Origin of the sequence: Bacillus silvicola, assembly GCF_050524305.1 — a bacterium.
Classification (GTDB): Bacteria; Bacillota; Bacilli; order Bacillales; family Bacillaceae_G; genus Bacillus_A; species Bacillus_A cereus_AT.
Window position 1 is genome coordinate 837467 of the sequence record NZ_JBNGVC010000013.1, and the last position, 15077, is coordinate 852543.

The following is a 15077-nucleotide window of genomic DNA, read 5'->3' on the forward strand; positions in this document are numbered from 1 at the left end:
TTATACAAAATTCAAATTTGGTCTTACTTCACATCAACACGTTTTTGACTTGCTTCCCTGCTAAACCCATCTGGATATCTTTTTGCTAGTTTAGAAATGTTCATTTGTGCAATATCTTCTAAGGTATATCCCATTTCGTGAGACATGATTGAAATGTAATATAAGATGTCTCCTAACTCTAATGCCAACTTATGAGTATTCCCGTTTTCTTCTCCTGGACAATGAGCCGGATCAAATCCATGACCATGAAAGATAGCTTTTTTTACGATATCAGCAACCTCACCAGCTTCTCCCGTAAGCCCTAATGCTGCATTTAAAACACGTCCACCGAAATCATTATTTGCATTCCATGTACGTAATGTTGCTTCCTGATATTGATCTAATTCACAAATTTGATTGATATTCATTACAGCTTGTCCTCCCTTTGATTCACTAACTAATTTAGTTGTTGCATATACACCGTTTTCCATTGCTTTCATTTTGATTTCCCCTCTCTTTAACAAATTCCTAATCCTATCGGACGATTTTCAATCAAATACTTATCAGCCTGATCTATTACAAGGAGCGCAACCTCCGCTTGGTGTCTCCTTAACGCTTTTGCCATCTTCGGTAAACTCATACCTTGACTCCACATTTCACGAAAACGAATTACATCTCTTTCATCCCAAATGAAGTTAGCTTCTTCTAAAGCGATGTATATCTTCAACCGTGATTCCTTCATCGCTTCATGATTTATCGCTACACTCATAATCGAACCTACCTTCTTAGAAAATAATTATTCTATTATTTCAGTAAACTTAGTATCCACACGCTTAACTTTTCCATTGACCCAAACAGCCACTTGTTCACCAAATCCACTTTCTGGTGGTTTAACTACTGTAACGTTTCCGTCCTTTACTATTAAAAGCTTGTTACTGCTAACATCAATTTCTACTTTTTTCATATGTCCCTCTCCCTTTTTCTCACTTCAAGTACTTAACAACATCAGGCTTGAAACCACTTCCTAAATAAATCCTTACCGGAATAGCTTCCTTTTTATCTCTAGCCGCCTTACACAATTCCTCCGCTGTTTCCCAATTACAAGAGCTATCAATTGACCGTTCATATCGCCAAATTGCTATTGCATACTGTTCAAATAATTCATAGCGATCATCTGGATTCGTTTTACGTGGTAACTCATCTGTACATTTTGCATTCTTAGGAACATGAACGCGTACATCTGCATATGTAGTGCGTCCAGTTCCCCTTTTTACATTTGCTTTCATTACATCGAATTCGCAAATCGCTGGCTCTACATCGAAAATATTTAATTGCTTAGGCATGTACCTTCACGCTCTTTTCAAGAAGGCCCAGTAATTCACTTGCCCCTTCCTTGCTCAAAAACATTCGACCACCAAGCAATTCCATGTTTGATTCAGAAACTTCACCAGTTACAAAGCATGACTTTTCATGTTTTCTTAAAACGATGTTTTCCCCATCAACATGAAAGTCTAGCGCCGTTCCTTCAGCAATCCCCAAAGTTCTGCGTAACTCTACCGGAATTACTACACGCCCTAGCTCATCCACTTTTCTTGCAACACCTGTGTTTTTCATACCTTACTCCCCCTTGTTAACTAGCTTTTCGCTGTTTTTTTCGTTCTAACTCTTGTTTCATTGACTCGAATTTTATTAACCATGCTTCCCAACGCTTATCATTTTCTTCTTGCTGTTGCTTTGCTACTTCACAGTTACACCCTTCCGTTAGAGTTACACCTGGATAAGTTTCTTTACGAATAATTCCTGTATCATGACATAATGCACACATTGTTATTCCCCCTTTTTAAAATTTCGTAATCTATAATTATCTCCATGCATTTCTAACATTTCGGCGTTTTCCATCATCCGACTAAAATCACGTTCTCCATACATTCCTGCTAATTCACCGATTGTAAAATTAGTAGTAAATAAAGTACTTTTACCTATACGGCTATCTACAATTTCATTTGTCTTCGTTTGCTTCCATGTAACGCCTTCTTTATCTTTCTCTGTGAATTCCGCTCCAAAGTCATCGATAATCAAGACATCAACTTTTGCTAGAATGGACATAAGCTTGTCCTCTGTCATTTCACTGTTTTTATTCCAAGTTGATTTAATTTTTGTAAATAGCTTATTCATTTGAATAAACATTGCACTGTGACCTTTTTTCATAAGTTCTTTGATGGCTGCCACACACAAATGACTTTTTCCTACTCCATAATCACCCGTAATAATGATGCTTGTCGGTTCTTCTTTATTGAATGAAGTAACAAAATTCATAATCATTTCTTTCGCATCAGCCAATTCTTTTTTAGGTGGTACATAATTTTCAAATGTGGCTTTTTTGAGTTTGTCATTTATTAAGCTGTTATCAGCAAATGAATCATATAAATGAATGATTTCATTTTTCTTTTTTATAGCTAGTGTCTCTATAGCTAATTTCTGATCTTCTTTTTCTACCGATCTACATTGAGGACAAAATTCCTCATTTGTTTCTATATCTATCAACATGCGTTTACTGCAAACATCTTTAAATTTTTCTTTCCCTACTAAAAAGACATTCGTGCATCTATTAGGAGACAATACATATCTTTGACTAGCGTTTCTTGAAGTCGTATTTTTCGATGAAGCTACTATCTTTTTGATTGCTTGCATTAGTTGTCCCTCCTTTAAATGTTCCTTTTCGATGCACAGGTTTTTCATTTAAATAACTTTCGAATTTAGTTCCAAATAATGTGATAGGTCTCAAATAGCCACTCATTTCCGTATTATCAATCCATTGTGAAGTCTTGATGTCAATTACCTGTTGGAAATGAGTTAATCCGAACCCTTCTTTCCATCTTGCTTTGATTAAGTCCTGTGTTTTTTTAGATGTATGTTTATAATTGGTTTTCGCTTTCATATTTAGATAATCAACAATTTCTTGAAATGGAATAGAATGAGTGTCGTCCTGTGATTTTTCAGGACTATGTTCTATTATTATTTCTTTATCTATATCTTTATCTAAATCTTTATCTATGTCCGTGACAGCATTGTGACTTGTCCCGTGACTGTCCTGTGACATGCCCAATTGCATTTGTTTTTGTTTAGCTCTTTGCTTTTGTTTACGTAATCTATCTTGTTCTTTGATTTGTTCTAATCGATCTAAACTCTGATGTTTTCCCCAATTAACAACGTTGATGTAATGATTTTCATCAATATGAATCATTCCGAACTTTTGAAATGTAGTTAATGCCATCCGGACCGTGTTCAATGGTCTATTAAAAATAGTAGCCAGCATATCTTCCGTATAAGGAATATTTTCATTTAAAAAGATGTACCCACTTGCGTTTATCTTTCCAGCCTGAGCTAATAATTTCACCCAAATAATTAATAAAGTGTCTGCTTCCGGCATACTCTCAATAATGCGGATTTTTTCATCTTCAAACATGGTAGTCGAAAGTTTAATCCACTTTACATTTACTTCAGACATAGTTTTTACCTCCTAATACAAATTGCTAAATGAGCTTGTCCACTTTCAATGATTTGTTGAATTTCATAGTGTGGATAGCCAACACTAAAATATTGCTCAATCATCTGTTTTAATTCTTCTTTGCTTGTTGCTAGTTTCCAGAACTTATCAGGTAATAGCACTTGATATTCAATTAAATCCATGTACTATTTCCCTACTTTCCGTGGTATACTTATAACAATTGTTTTTTCTTAAAGGACCCACTGCTATGGGTCTTTTTATTTTCTTCAACATCACTCCATGCCCATGTTTTTATTGGTTCGTAAGTGATGTAAAATAACCATGAACCACATGCGATTAACATTGCTAATATAGCTAATGTTGTTGTATCTTCCATCATGCTGACACCCCCCTTTCTAGCCAATTAAAGAATGCATCCCTTGGAACCACCTTCTTACGCCCAATTTTCACTAACGGGAATCCTTTTTGATCCATAATGTCGTATGCTTTTCTTTGTGAAATTCCTAATACTTCTGCTACATGATCTACTTTCAACATAATTGGATAATCATTTGTACTATCGTAAGTAACTGGGATAACATCTAATTTTTCTATTGCTGTTTGTCGTGCATCTTCTTTATTGAAACGAAGTAACTCAATCGCCTCCCAAAATTCTTCATCGCTCCATCCTTTTTGAGCTGAAAACTTTGTGACTGCTAACGCTATTTGAACTGTTGAATTTTTCATGATTCTTCATCCTCTCTTTTATTGTCGTCAATTTGACGAACGTTATTCAAAAAAATTTCTTCAATAGTTACCCCTAGGCTTTCCGCTAATTTTGGAATTTTATCGGCGTTTAGTTTGCGCTGACCATTTTCAATATAAGAGATAGCCGAAGAACCGCTAAAACCAAGCATCCTTGCTAATTCTCCCTGAGTTATTTTCTTTTTTTTACGTATATCACGTATTCTCATGCCTATAGACAAATGTTTCACCTCCAAGTCGTCATTTTGACGATTTGTTATTTTTATTATATGTCGTCATTTTGAAGAAGTAAACATGTTTTTTGTCATTTTGTTATATTTTTTTTATCAATTTGATAAAAAACAGTGTAAAGTCGTCATAAAGTATATATACTATAATTAACAACAATTCGAATGTAATGTAAAACACACATAGAAATTTATTTATAAAGGGGAATAAATTTATGACTCTAGGAGAAAGATTGAGAGCCTGCCGTGAAAAAAGCGGCTACACACAAACGTATATAACTGAAAAACTAGAAATACACCGTGGGACTCTATCTAGTTACGAATCCGGGAGACGAAAACCAGACTATGATACTTTATCTAAACTAGCTGATATTTATAAAGTATCTGTAGATTTTCTACTAGGAAGATCCACTGATGAAAGATTAACTGCAGAACAAGATAAACAAGCAACAGCAATGGGGAAAAAGATTGAACAACTAATTTCTAAACTATCAGAAGAAGAACAGAAAAAAGCTTGGGAACAGTTAGAAATGTATGTACAGTATCAACAAAACAAAGAACAAAAATAAAAAAGCTAACCTCTATGGTTAGTCTTTTTTATTTTTAAACACATCGTCTAGTAAGTGTTTTAATTGTTCCTCAGTACTAGGAGTATTTCCCTCTAATAACAACTTAACTGCTGCTTCTTTTGCTACTTGCTCTTTTACCATTGTAATTTCCCCCTACACCCTCTGTATATTTTGTTTGTAATTTAATAATTTTTTAAAGTTTCACTTTATAGCAGATTATAATAACCATTAAATTCTTCATAAAAATAACACTTGGTAAAAAATAGGTGTCGATTTTTAATCGCTTAACTAAAAACCAACATTCCCCAAAAAGTACGAAAGGACGCTGCGATGTACGCAACGTCCCTTTTTTACTATTTATATTTTTAATATTAATGTCCACCCGGTTCAACCATCATATATTGTACTTGATTTTCAACTGGTTGTTCTTTAATTTCCTTAGTTGTTGCTCCGACATTTAATGATAGAGTGAATGCACTCATAATACATAAAATTGCCATACTTAATTTTTTCATCCTCATCCCACTCTCTCTTCTGTTCTAGCTAATATACGCTTTACAGCATTAGCATAATGATAATTTCCAACACGTTCAAAACGCTTCAAAGCTTCTCTTAATCCCAGTATATCATTGTTAATTCTGGAAATATAGTACATTATGAACGGAGATACAAATTTTCTTTCTTTAGCTAGTTCTTCAAACATTTTTAAAGCTTTTTCTTTATCACCATATAAACCTTCATAATAAGCTATTTCAGATGTATCAATAGATGTAAAGTCTATTTTGTCGAGATTGAACCCGTTATCAATATAAAGAAAGGCTAGTGTGGATTGAAACGATTTATACTTTCTACCATTTTTAGAAATGCCATTGTCTTCTAAATACTTTAGACTTTCTAACAAGTACTTTTCAGCCTTAAGAACGTCTGTAAATAAAAAACTCTCACCAAGGCAACATAATGCTGTTGCTTTTATAACTGGCACTTCGATATCAGAATTCAATATTTCTTCACACTTCTTTCGGCAAACCGCCACATCTTCATTAAAAAGATTAATATAAGCAATTCGATCATTGTAATGCATCTCTAGACAAGATTTTATGAATCCTTTGTTTATCTCGTTAAGGTTTTTTTCTACCTTATCAGTATAAGGAAGCATTGCTCTATAATTAAAAATATCATACATTGAAAAACTGTAAAGCATATTAACTAAAACTTGAATTTCTGAATCACTAGAAAAAGATATTTCATCCATTTCATCGATCATTAACTGTCCACGTTTTTTATTTTGATTTCTAAGGTTATATAATTCATAAATTTTAAAGTATTTTATTAACTTTTTATTTTTTTGATGCTTCTCTATCAATTTGTCTATAACCTCGTATTCACCAATTCCTTGGCAATAGCATAGCGCTTTACGGATATTTAAATCTCCCCTACACAACATGATGAACTCGTTTAAAATACTTTTTCTTTCTTCCGTATCCTCAAAAAGAATCGAAACTACTGGTAAATATTTATCAAATTTCATTTCTGATGTTTTACCACTTACTGCATCCGTTATAACAACTCGATCTACTCCAGTTTTTCGTTCAATATCCGGAAATGTTAATTCTCTTCTATCAGCTTGTTTTTTAATACGATTCATCAACTTCTTCATTTTTGCTCCTCCTATTTGGAACAAAGACGCTTCGCTTTTCCCACAATTTCTAAATAGGAAAATCATACCATAGTAATGATTTAGTAATATCGGCATGTTATAATGTAAGTGTTACTCATGAAGTGACCGAAAAGAGACTTATGGCAGATGTTCCCCTTGTGAGTCGGGCGAACGGTGTAAGAGTGCGTCACCACTACTTACACACGCTGTGAGTCTTTTTTTCGTTCCTATTATTTTATTATAATAATAACACAAATTTCCCAAAATTCGGTCATCGAGTTATCTGATAATTATTGAGAAAGTTCGAGAAACGCTGTGTATCAACGTTTCTCATGTTATACGGAATAAAATATACAATTGTGCATTTTTCGTTTTAAGAACCCATATGCATATTTTACCACTAACTAGTTAAAAAGAGAACATAAGTTCTTATATTTATTTATTTTCAAACTACTCAGCAATCATTGTGCATGAATATGATTGTTTTACAATCATATATAGTATGTTGAATACTTAAAGACTATACTCGAATTATGAAAGCGTTAGAAGTATTTGGTCAAAATTTAAAGAAGCTTAGAAAGTCTAGGGATTTAACACAAGAACAGCTCGGTGAACAACTAAACCTCAGTCGAAATCAGATAAATAATTATGAGAATGCAATGTTTGAACCGAGCATGGAAACACTTCTCCAAATCAGCTCCTTTTTTGATGTATCGTTAGACCTACTTTGCAATGGGTATAACAATACAAAAGACAAGATGTTACGCAACACTCTCGAAGAAGTTCAACAAACTTATGCAGCGTTAGATGAACCTCAAAGAGAGCGTTTTTGCAAACAACTCATATTTTATTCAAAAGTCTTGGCCGAGACTGATGAGTTGTTATGATTTGATTGTAGAAGAAATGTTTTCCAATTTCAAATTGTAAAATATTCATTTTTTTACAATTTGAGCAAGAGAGCTTTTTAGCTCTCTTTTTTTGTTATAATTTAGTTAATAAAGAGTGAACGTATTACTAGAATTTCAAAATAAAAAAAGCACTCTTATGAGTGCTTTTTTAAATACCCAATAATTGTTTTTTCTTAGCTTGAAACTCTTCCTCTGTAATAATGCCTTGATCTAATAATTCTTTGTATTTTAGAATTTCATCAGCCCCACTTGTTGTTGCTGCTACCTGCGAACTATTCTTATTCGATAGAAAACTTTCTATGTAATCTTTAATCTCATCAGCCATTTTCTGTTCTTTTTTTATAAACATAACTGTATTTTCATCTTGAGTCGCGGCAAACACACCTTTTTTACTTTCTTGACTTCCCATGAAAATGAATTGTATATAACCACTTGTAAACCCAGCCTTTTTGACTTGAATCCCTGTTAGGTTATTAATATCAATAGTTTTCTCGCCATCCAAACCATGATTCATAAAGTTAACGAAACCTTTTCTCTTTATACGGATAAAGTTACCCTCAATAGTAATAACAGATTTCCCAGAACCTTTAAATTCGAACGTTTTATTCATACTTTCATCCCCTATAAAAATATATATTATTTCATTAATATTATAACTCAATTCCCATACTTTGGCTTTCTGAATAGTAATATATATCCAAAATACTGATTTTATTGAAATAAAAAAAGCCCACAAATTTTGTGGACTCAGAAGTATGGATACATATATTTTACCACATAGACACTCGAATGGGTGTCTATTTCCTTCTTATAATACTGGAATTATTTGTGCCATTCGAATACTATTAGTTCAAGGAGGTATGGATAATGAAAGGATATTTTAGAAAACGTGGTGAAAAGTGGTCATTTACAATTGATATTGGAAGAGAACCCCTCACTGGAAAAAGAAAACAAAAAACAGCATCAGGCTTTAAAACAAAGAAAGAAGCCGAACGAGCGTGTAATGAGCTTATCCATCAATTTAATACTGGAAGTCTAGTTGATGATAAGAATCTTATTCTTAGTGAATATTTACAAGAATGGCTAGAAAATACAGCTAAACAAAGGGTAAGAGAAACTACATTCACCAATTATAAAAGAGCTGTAAATAACCGCATTATACCTGTGCTTGGTTCACACAAACTAAAGGATTTAAAACCCTTGCATGGACAACGATTTGTTAAATCATTAATTGATGAAGAACTATCACCTAAATACATTGAATATATTTTTGTTGTTTTAAAAGGAGCGTTAGAAGATGCTGTTAAGTGGGAACTTCTATATAAAAATCCATTTGAACATGTAGAAATCCCTCGCCCACGAAAAGTGGTCAATAATACGTGGTCAATCGAGGAAACAAAAACGTTCTTAACTTATGCGAAATTCGATAACCCTATCTACTATCATTTATTTTTACTTGCGCTCAACACTGGCATACGTAGAGGTGAGCTATTAGGTTTAAAGTGGAATAATGTAGATTTAGTTGAAGGAAAAATCAGTGTGACAGAAACTCTCATTTATGATGAACGTGGTTTTCGGTTTACAGAACCGAAAACATCCGGTTCCAAACGTTTAATTTCCATCGATCAGACCTTATGTAAAGAATTTAAAGGTTATAAAGCGAAACAAAATGAATTTAAATTAGCTATCGGTACAGCTTATGAAGATCATGATTTAGTTTTTTGTAGAGAAGATGGTCAACCGATATATCCAAGAACATTGACCACTATCTTTGAAAGAGTTATAAAAACATCTAAAGTTCCTAAAATTCGCTTCCATGATTTACGTCATACACATGCAACTCTTCTACTTAAATTAGGAATCAATCCCAAAATCGTAAGTGAGAGATTAGGACATAGTTCTATTAAGACCACATTAGACACTTATAGTCATGTTACATTAGATATGCAAGAAAGTGCTACTATAGCACTAAGTGAGGCGTTAAAATTATAAAATAATTGTTGATGTGGTCAAAATGTGGTCAACCCCATCAACAATTAATATCAAACCCCTATATATCAAGGCTTAACCAAGCCACACACTCCACATGAGTAGTATGCGGGAACATATCAACAGGTTGTACCTCCTGCGTTTTATATCCGCCTTCTTCTAGTACTTTTAAGTCACGTGCTAATGTTGCTGGGTTGCATGATACATATACGACGCGTTTTGGTTTCATGTCGATGATTGTGTTTAGTAGTGCCTCGTCACAGCCTTTACGCGGTGGATCTACGACCATTGTGTCAGCAATTACGCCTTCTTTGTACCATTTTGGAATGACTACTTCTGCTTCTCCTACGCCAAATTCAGCGTTTGTCATGTTGTTTAGTGCTGCGTTACGGTTTGCGTCTTCAATTGCTTCTGGGACGATTTCAACGCCGTACACTTTTTTCGCTTTTTGCGCTAGGAATAAGGAGATTGATCCGATTCCGCAATAGGCATCTATTACTGTTTCGTTACCGTCTAGCTTTGCGTATTCTAACGTTTTATCGTATAGTACTTTCGTTTGTTCTGGATTTACTTGATAGAATGAACGTGCCGAAATCGCAAATTTAATGTCACCGATAAAGTCATAAATATATTCTGATCCGTACAGTACTGTCGTTGTGTCTCCGAAAATAACGTTTGTACGCTTCGTATTTACGTTTTGAACAATTGATTTTACTTCTGGGAATTTCGCAGCAATCTCTTCAATGATTGCTTTTTCGTTTGGCAATTCTGCTGTACGTGTAATGAAGACAAGCATAATTTCCCCTGTTACTTGTCCGTATCGAGCCATTACGTGGCGAAGTGTTCCTTTGTTACGCTCTTCGTTATACGCCGAAATACCGTGTTTTTCACAAATACGTTTTACTTCTTGAATTAAAGCATCGTTTTCTTCCGCCTGAATTAAGCATGATTCCATATTAATGATGTCATGCGTTCCTTGACGATAGAAGCCAGCTACAAGTCCGCCTTCACGTTCTCCAATTGGTACTTGTGCTTTATTGCGGTATACCCACGGGTTTTTCATGCCAAGTACAGGATGAACAGGAACATCGCTTAGTCCGCCGATGCGCTGCATAACGTCGCGTACTTGTTTTTCTTTCGCTTGTAATTGTCCTTCATATGTTAAGTGCTGAAGCTGGCAACCGCCGCACTCGTTATACACAGGGCATTCTGCATCTTTACGATATGGACTTTCTTGATGAAGCTTCATTAAACGACCAAACGCGAAGTTTTTCTTCACTTTAATAATTTTAATTTGCGCTTCTTCACCTGGTAATCCGTTTTTAACGAAAATAGGATAGCCCTTTACTTTCGCAACACCGGCACCATCATGCGTTAAATCTTCAAATACTACATCTATAAACTCGTTTTTTTCAACTGGTGGCGTCATTTTTGTACTCATTTTCCGACCTCTCTTTTTCATAACACTGCGTTACATTTTATCATACTTATATGGTCTTTTTCTATTGGAAGAAAAAAAGCTATTGACGATAGTTCTCTAGTAATGTTACGCTACTACTAATTTAATACGGACGATGTTACCTCATATATACTTGATAATATGGATCGAGAGTTTCTACCCGGCAACCTTAAATTGCTGGACTATGGGGAAAACTAATGAATATTAGCCTATGCGCAAAAAAGGACTCATATTGATTAGCTTTCTCTCATAGATGAAAGTGAATCCATATGGGTCTTTTTTTATTTTCATTTTTCTAAAAGGTCAGACATCTTACGTATGACATAAAACCTCTTCATTTTATTTTTAGTAATATAACGAGCGTTTTATGTACAAACTTTATACGAACTTCTGAAAGGGGCAACTACATGCAATACGTAATGAGCATTATCGGCATTCTTGTCGTTTTAGGTTTATGCTTTGCTTTGTCAAACAACAAAAGTAAAATCAACTTCCGTGCAATTGCTATTATGATTGGTTTTCAAATTTTAATCGGTTGGTTTATGTTTGGCACAAAGATTGGTCAACAAATCATTGTTTTCATTGGTAAAGTTTTCAACAAACTAATTAAACTTGGTACGACAGGTGTCGATTTTCTCTTTAATGGAATTCAAAGAGATTTTGTCTTTTTCTTAAATGTATTATTAATTATCGTATTTTTCTCAGCACTACTTTCTATCTTTAGTTATTTAGGTGTTTTACCATTCATCGTTCGCGTTGTCGGCGGCGTAATTTCAAAAATTACTGGTTTACCACGCGTTGAATCATTCCACGCAGTAAACTCTGTATTCTTCGGTTCAAGTGAAGCGTTAATCGTTATTAAAAATGATTTACAACATTTCAATAAAAACCGTATGTTTATCATTTGTTGTTCTGCGATGAGCTCAGTTTCTGCTTCTGTTACAGCATCGTACGTAATGATGTTAGATGCGAAATATGTACTAGCAGCTCTTCCACTAAACTTATTCTCAAGCTTAATCGTTTGTTCGTTATTAACACCAGTTGATACGAAAAAGGAAGATGAAGTGATTCAAAAATTTGATAGAACTCTATTCGGAGACAGCTTTATCGGTGCAATGATTAACGGTGCGCTTGATGGTTTAAAAGTAGCTGGTATCGTTGCCGCATTAATGATCGCCTTTATCGGTGTTATGGAAGTTGTAAACTACGTAATCAGCGCAGCTTCAGGTGCAATGGGATATGCTGTTACTTTACAACAAATCTTCGGTTATATACTTGCTCCATTCGCATTCTTAATGGGTATCCCAGTTCATGATATTATCCCAGCTGGTGGTATTATGGGTACAAAGATTGTCTTAAATGAATTCGTAGCAATCCTTGATTTAAAAGGCGCTGCTGCAACATTAGATCCACGTACAGTTGGAATCGTTACTGTATTCTTAATTAGCTTTGCAAGTATTAGCCAAATTGGTGCAATCGTTGGTACAATCCGTGCCCTTTCTGAAAAGCAAGGAAGCATCGTATCAAAATTCGGTTGGAAAATGCTATTTGCATCAACACTTGCTTCTATTTTATCTGCAACAATTGCTGGATTGTTTATTTAATAAAAAATCACCTTACTTGTTTAAGTAAGGTGATTTTTTGATTCTTTATGAAACCGAACGAAATTCAACTACTTCCTCTTTACTAATAAGTTTTCCTTCGTGTATGCCTTTTACTGAAATATCAATAATGGATTTATTCTCTCCTTCAAGCTTACCCAAAGAAAATAAGTAAATTAAATTTTGTTCTTTTAGCATCCATTGCTTGCCATGCCAGGGCCCCGTTATCTTTTGTTCCAAAGGTGTTTTCTCTTCTCCAACATACTGACATTCTCCAAACGAAGTTTTTACTATATTTTTCTCCGTATCAATTACTATATTTTGAAATAGCTCTAGATTTTCACTTGAAACAATTTCTATCTCATGGTTACTTTTTTGTTTAAATTGCAGCTTTCCATCACTTGTATTAGATAAACTACTATTCTCAACAGCGTTCCTAAAAAAATTATATTCTTCTTCCGTAACACCAAAATTCGGATGATAAGGCTTCACCTGCTTATCTATATGCCCCGATATGTAGTTTACATACCATTCTTGATCATTCTCCACATAATTTCTCATTTTTTTAGTAATAGCCTCTACTTTTTTACGGGTATCGCGATCCATCTCAATCGTCATAATATCCGCCGTAACTTCCGCATTCATCAGATGCTTTGGAATATACTCTTCCACACTATTCGCCTTACTCACTTCACTTTGGCAACCAACTATGAATAACGATATGAGCAGAATATATACTATTTTTTTATATTTCATTTCTGTTCTCCACTCCGTACATCAGTATTACTTTCATTTATAGCGTTTCTTATTATAGTTTAAAATCCTGATATTTTAATAGAAACTACTCTAAATATGCAAAATTGCATATTAATAAACCTTCCTCTTACTTTAAAATTAGCTTAAATCATTTACCAAAATATACAAATCACAAATGTGCAATGTTATAATTTGTAAAAAAACACATTGGAGGATACTATGAAAGCCCACGCTCTTTTCGACTTCTTACATTTACTAGTTTTAAGCATGAAAAGTTATTATATATGGGGAATGCCGATCTATGTCTTCATTATTCCTCTTATTTTTGTAGTCGGTTATATTATTATCAATTCTAATAAGAAACGAAAGAATACCTCTATTCAAAGTCACTAATCTTTCGCTCTAATAGCTCCTCCTAAAAATCATATTCCCCTCATTTTCTTCAAATGATATGATGAACAAGGGTATATCCCCACCACTCTTATAGCGGTGGGGATTTTAATGTAAGCATGCACCATAATATACAATAGAAGGTGATTTCATGAAAAAATACGCAGCAATTGCTTTATGTACATCTGCCATTCTAGCAGGATGTAGTACTAGCAATGTAAGTCCAGAACCTAAAAAAGAGAAAAAGGTTCAAGAAGTTAAGAAACAAGAAGAGACCGTGCAAGAACAAGGTAAAATTTCTTATAATCCAATTACGCACGAATCTACAAACGTAAATATTCATATTACGGACATAAAGGATTCTTTAACCGAAGTACAATATAAAATTTGGCGCACTGCTGATGGAAAAGAAAATACTAAATCTTTTTCTTCTAAGGAAAAGGAGAAACAATTCACTATTCCTTTTGACATAAAGGAATTTGAAGGAAAACGTGGGGAATATCAAATTGAAGCATTAGGGATAAAAGAGGATGGGAAAACTATTCCGCTTACAAAGTCTACTATAACTTTCGAGCAAAAAATTCCTGTTCTTATGTATCATGCAATTGATGATTACCACGGACAAGGTATTAAAGATTTATTCGTATCTCCAGCTAACTTTGAAGCACAAATGAAATATTTAAAAGAAAATGGTTATACATTGTTAACGTTTGAACGCTGGGGCGATATAAATAAAGTAAACAAGCCGATTTTCGTTACATTTGATGACGGTATGAAAAATAATATGAATGCATTTCATGTTTTACAAAAACTAAAAGACGATACATTTAAACCAGCGGCAACAGAATATATGATTGTTGATAATGTTGATGTAGAAGGAGCTCTTTCTACATCTGAAATAAAAGAAATGGTTGGTTCCGGCATTTTCTCTGTACAATCTCACACAGCAACACACGCTGACTTGCCGAAAATTACAAACTATGAAGAAGAGTTAAAAGGATCAAAAGAAAAGCTAGAAAAAATAACAGGTAAGCCTGTTATCGCAATTGCTTATCCATTCGGTCATGTAGATGATAAAGTCGTCGCAGAAACGAAGAAATACTATCAATTTGCAACGACAACGAAGCCTGGACAGTTCATTACAAAGGGCGAACCAGATGAGCTGTTAAAAATGAAGCGCGTTCGCATACACCATACAACTACAGTTGAACAGTTTGCTTCTTCCATTAAATAACTGTGAGAGCTCAATACATTTTGAGCTCTCTTTTTACTTTATATTTATATATATTT

General features: G+C 34.0%; 23 protein-coding genes and 1 riboswitch. Of the genes, 5 read left to right on the forward strand and 18 right to left on the reverse strand.

Annotation, left to right across the window (positions count from 1 at the left end):
* Positions 1 to 23 precede the first annotated feature (23 nt).
* The 12 genes from ACP6L7_RS26400 to ACP6L7_RS26455 are packed head-to-tail and all read right to left on the reverse strand — an operon-like array spanning position 24 to position 4452.
* Positions 24 to 479 carry a nucleoside triphosphate pyrophosphohydrolase family protein gene (locus ACP6L7_RS26400; RefSeq protein WP_002010089.1) on the reverse strand — a complete coding sequence of 152 codons (456 nt, stop codon included), beginning with the start codon at positions 477 to 479 and terminating at the stop codon, positions 24 to 26.
* A 17-nt stretch (positions 480 to 496) separates the two neighbouring features.
* On the reverse strand, positions 497 to 748 hold the full coding sequence (locus ACP6L7_RS26405; protein WP_098318351.1) for a helix-turn-helix domain containing protein: 252 nt from the start codon (positions 746 to 748) through the stop codon (positions 497 to 499).
* A gap of 27 nt (positions 749 to 775) precedes the next feature.
* Positions 776 to 943, reverse strand: a complete 168-nt coding sequence (locus ACP6L7_RS26410; RefSeq protein WP_430529523.1) for a DUF3954 domain-containing protein — start codon at positions 941 to 943, stop codon at positions 776 to 778.
* Positions 944 to 962: 19 nt separating this feature from the next.
* Positions 963 to 1322: a cell division protein SepF gene (locus tag ACP6L7_RS26415; RefSeq protein WP_098774645.1), complete on the reverse strand. Its 360-nt coding sequence runs from the start codon at positions 1320 to 1322 to the stop codon at positions 963 to 965.
* Positions 1315 to 1593: an AbrB/MazE/SpoVT family DNA-binding domain-containing protein gene (locus ACP6L7_RS26420; RefSeq protein ID WP_430529524.1), complete on the reverse strand. Its 279-nt coding sequence runs from the start codon at positions 1591 to 1593 to the stop codon at positions 1315 to 1317. Before ACP6L7_RS26420 ends, ACP6L7_RS26415 begins: the two co-directional genes overlap by 8 nt.
* Positions 1594 to 1609: 16 nt before the next feature.
* The gene (locus tag ACP6L7_RS26425) at positions 1610 to 1804 is read right to left on the reverse strand and encodes a hypothetical protein (RefSeq protein WP_430529525.1); all 195 of its coding nucleotides are present in this window, start codon (positions 1802 to 1804) and stop codon (positions 1610 to 1612) included.
* A 2-nt stretch (positions 1805 to 1806) separates the two neighbouring features.
* A complete protein-coding gene (locus tag ACP6L7_RS26430) occupies positions 1807 to 2670 on the reverse strand; it encodes an ATP-binding protein (protein WP_430529526.1) in 864 nt (287 codons plus the stop codon).
* Positions 2612 to 3487 carry a phage replisome organizer N-terminal domain-containing protein gene (locus ACP6L7_RS26435; RefSeq protein ID WP_430529527.1) on the reverse strand — a complete coding sequence of 292 codons (876 nt, stop codon included), beginning with the start codon at positions 3485 to 3487 and terminating at the stop codon, positions 2612 to 2614. Before ACP6L7_RS26435 ends, ACP6L7_RS26430 begins: the two co-directional genes overlap by 59 nt.
* Positions 3488 to 3492: 5 nt before the next feature.
* On the reverse strand, positions 3493 to 3669 hold the full coding sequence (locus ACP6L7_RS26440; protein ID WP_430529528.1) for a hypothetical protein: 177 nt from the start codon (positions 3667 to 3669) through the stop codon (positions 3493 to 3495).
* 29 nt (positions 3670 to 3698) lie between these two features.
* Positions 3699 to 3866, reverse strand: coding sequence for a hypothetical protein (locus ACP6L7_RS26445; protein WP_430529651.1), 168 nt, complete (start codon positions 3864 to 3866; stop codon positions 3699 to 3701).
* Positions 3863 to 4213, reverse strand: coding sequence for a helix-turn-helix domain-containing protein (locus ACP6L7_RS26450; RefSeq protein WP_430529529.1), 351 nt, complete (start codon positions 4211 to 4213; stop codon positions 3863 to 3865). Before ACP6L7_RS26450 ends, ACP6L7_RS26445 begins: the two co-directional genes overlap by 4 nt.
* Complete coding sequence (locus tag ACP6L7_RS26455; protein WP_430529530.1) at positions 4210 to 4452, reverse strand: helix-turn-helix domain-containing protein; 243 nt, start codon at positions 4450 to 4452, stop codon at positions 4210 to 4212. Before ACP6L7_RS26455 ends, ACP6L7_RS26450 begins: the two co-directional genes overlap by 4 nt.
* Before the next feature lie 221 nt (positions 4453 to 4673).
* Here ACP6L7_RS26455 and ACP6L7_RS26460 point away from each other — a divergent pair, with 221 nt between their 5' ends.
* The gene (locus tag ACP6L7_RS26460) at positions 4674 to 5027 is read left to right on the forward strand and encodes a helix-turn-helix domain-containing protein (RefSeq protein ID WP_000172107.1); all 354 of its coding nucleotides are present in this window, start codon (positions 4674 to 4676) and stop codon (positions 5025 to 5027) included.
* An 18-nt stretch (positions 5028 to 5045) separates the two neighbouring features.
* Here ACP6L7_RS26460 and ACP6L7_RS26465 read toward each other — a convergent pair whose 3' ends face one another.
* The 3 genes from ACP6L7_RS26465 to ACP6L7_RS26475 form a co-directional block, all read right to left on the reverse strand.
* Positions 5046 to 5168, reverse strand: a complete 123-nt coding sequence (locus ACP6L7_RS26465) for a hypothetical protein (RefSeq protein ID WP_430529531.1) — start codon at positions 5166 to 5168, stop codon at positions 5046 to 5048.
* Between the two features lie 230 nt (positions 5169 to 5398).
* Complete coding sequence (locus ACP6L7_RS26470) at positions 5399 to 5542, reverse strand: hypothetical protein (RefSeq protein WP_210625340.1); 144 nt, start codon at positions 5540 to 5542, stop codon at positions 5399 to 5401.
* Between the two features lie 2 nt (positions 5543 to 5544).
* The gene (locus ACP6L7_RS26475; RefSeq protein ID WP_430529532.1) at positions 5545 to 6684 is read right to left on the reverse strand and encodes an AimR family lysis-lysogeny pheromone receptor; all 1140 of its coding nucleotides are present in this window, start codon (positions 6682 to 6684) and stop codon (positions 5545 to 5547) included.
* A 533-nt stretch (positions 6685 to 7217) separates the two neighbouring features.
* Here ACP6L7_RS26475 and ACP6L7_RS26480 point away from each other — a divergent pair.
* Complete coding sequence (locus ACP6L7_RS26480) at positions 7218 to 7571, forward strand: helix-turn-helix domain-containing protein (protein WP_430529533.1); 354 nt, start codon at positions 7218 to 7220, stop codon at positions 7569 to 7571.
* A gap of 169 nt (positions 7572 to 7740) precedes the next feature.
* Here ACP6L7_RS26480 and ACP6L7_RS26485 read toward each other — a convergent pair whose 3' ends face one another.
* On the reverse strand, positions 7741 to 8202 hold the full coding sequence (locus ACP6L7_RS26485; RefSeq protein ID WP_430529534.1) for a DUF4429 domain-containing protein: 462 nt from the start codon (positions 8200 to 8202) through the stop codon (positions 7741 to 7743).
* A 257-nt stretch (positions 8203 to 8459) separates the two neighbouring features.
* On the opposite strand from ACP6L7_RS26485, the gene ACP6L7_RS26490 reads away from it, so the two are divergent.
* Positions 8460 to 9584, forward strand: coding sequence for a tyrosine-type recombinase/integrase (locus ACP6L7_RS26490; RefSeq protein WP_430529535.1), 1125 nt, complete (start codon positions 8460 to 8462; stop codon positions 9582 to 9584).
* Between the two features lie 58 nt (positions 9585 to 9642).
* Here the strand turns inward: ACP6L7_RS26490 and rlmD are convergent, their stop codons facing one another.
* A complete protein-coding gene (gene rlmD / locus ACP6L7_RS26495) occupies positions 9643 to 11022 on the reverse strand; it encodes a 23S rRNA (uracil(1939)-C(5))-methyltransferase RlmD (protein ID WP_430529536.1) in 1380 nt (459 codons plus the stop codon).
* A 121-nt stretch (positions 11023 to 11143) separates the two neighbouring features.
* Positions 11144 to 11245, forward strand: a riboswitch (purine riboswitch).
* A 202-nt stretch (positions 11246 to 11447) separates the two neighbouring features.
* On the opposite strand from rlmD, the gene ACP6L7_RS26500 reads away from it, so the two are divergent.
* The gene (locus tag ACP6L7_RS26500; protein WP_097828985.1) at positions 11448 to 12644 is read left to right on the forward strand and encodes a NupC/NupG family nucleoside CNT transporter; all 1197 of its coding nucleotides are present in this window, start codon (positions 11448 to 11450) and stop codon (positions 12642 to 12644) included.
* A 45-nt stretch (positions 12645 to 12689) separates the two neighbouring features.
* Here ACP6L7_RS26500 and ACP6L7_RS26505 read toward each other — a convergent pair whose 3' ends face one another.
* Positions 12690 to 13397 (reverse strand): hypothetical protein, encoded by a 708-nt coding sequence (locus ACP6L7_RS26505; RefSeq protein WP_097828986.1) that lies wholly within the window; start codon positions 13395 to 13397, stop codon positions 12690 to 12692.
* 541 nt (positions 13398 to 13938) lie between these two features.
* Here ACP6L7_RS26505 and ACP6L7_RS26510 point away from each other — a divergent pair.
* Complete coding sequence (locus ACP6L7_RS26510; protein WP_071747217.1) at positions 13939 to 15021, forward strand: polysaccharide deacetylase family protein; 1083 nt, start codon at positions 13939 to 13941, stop codon at positions 15019 to 15021.
* Positions 15022 to 15077: the final 56 nt, after the last annotated feature.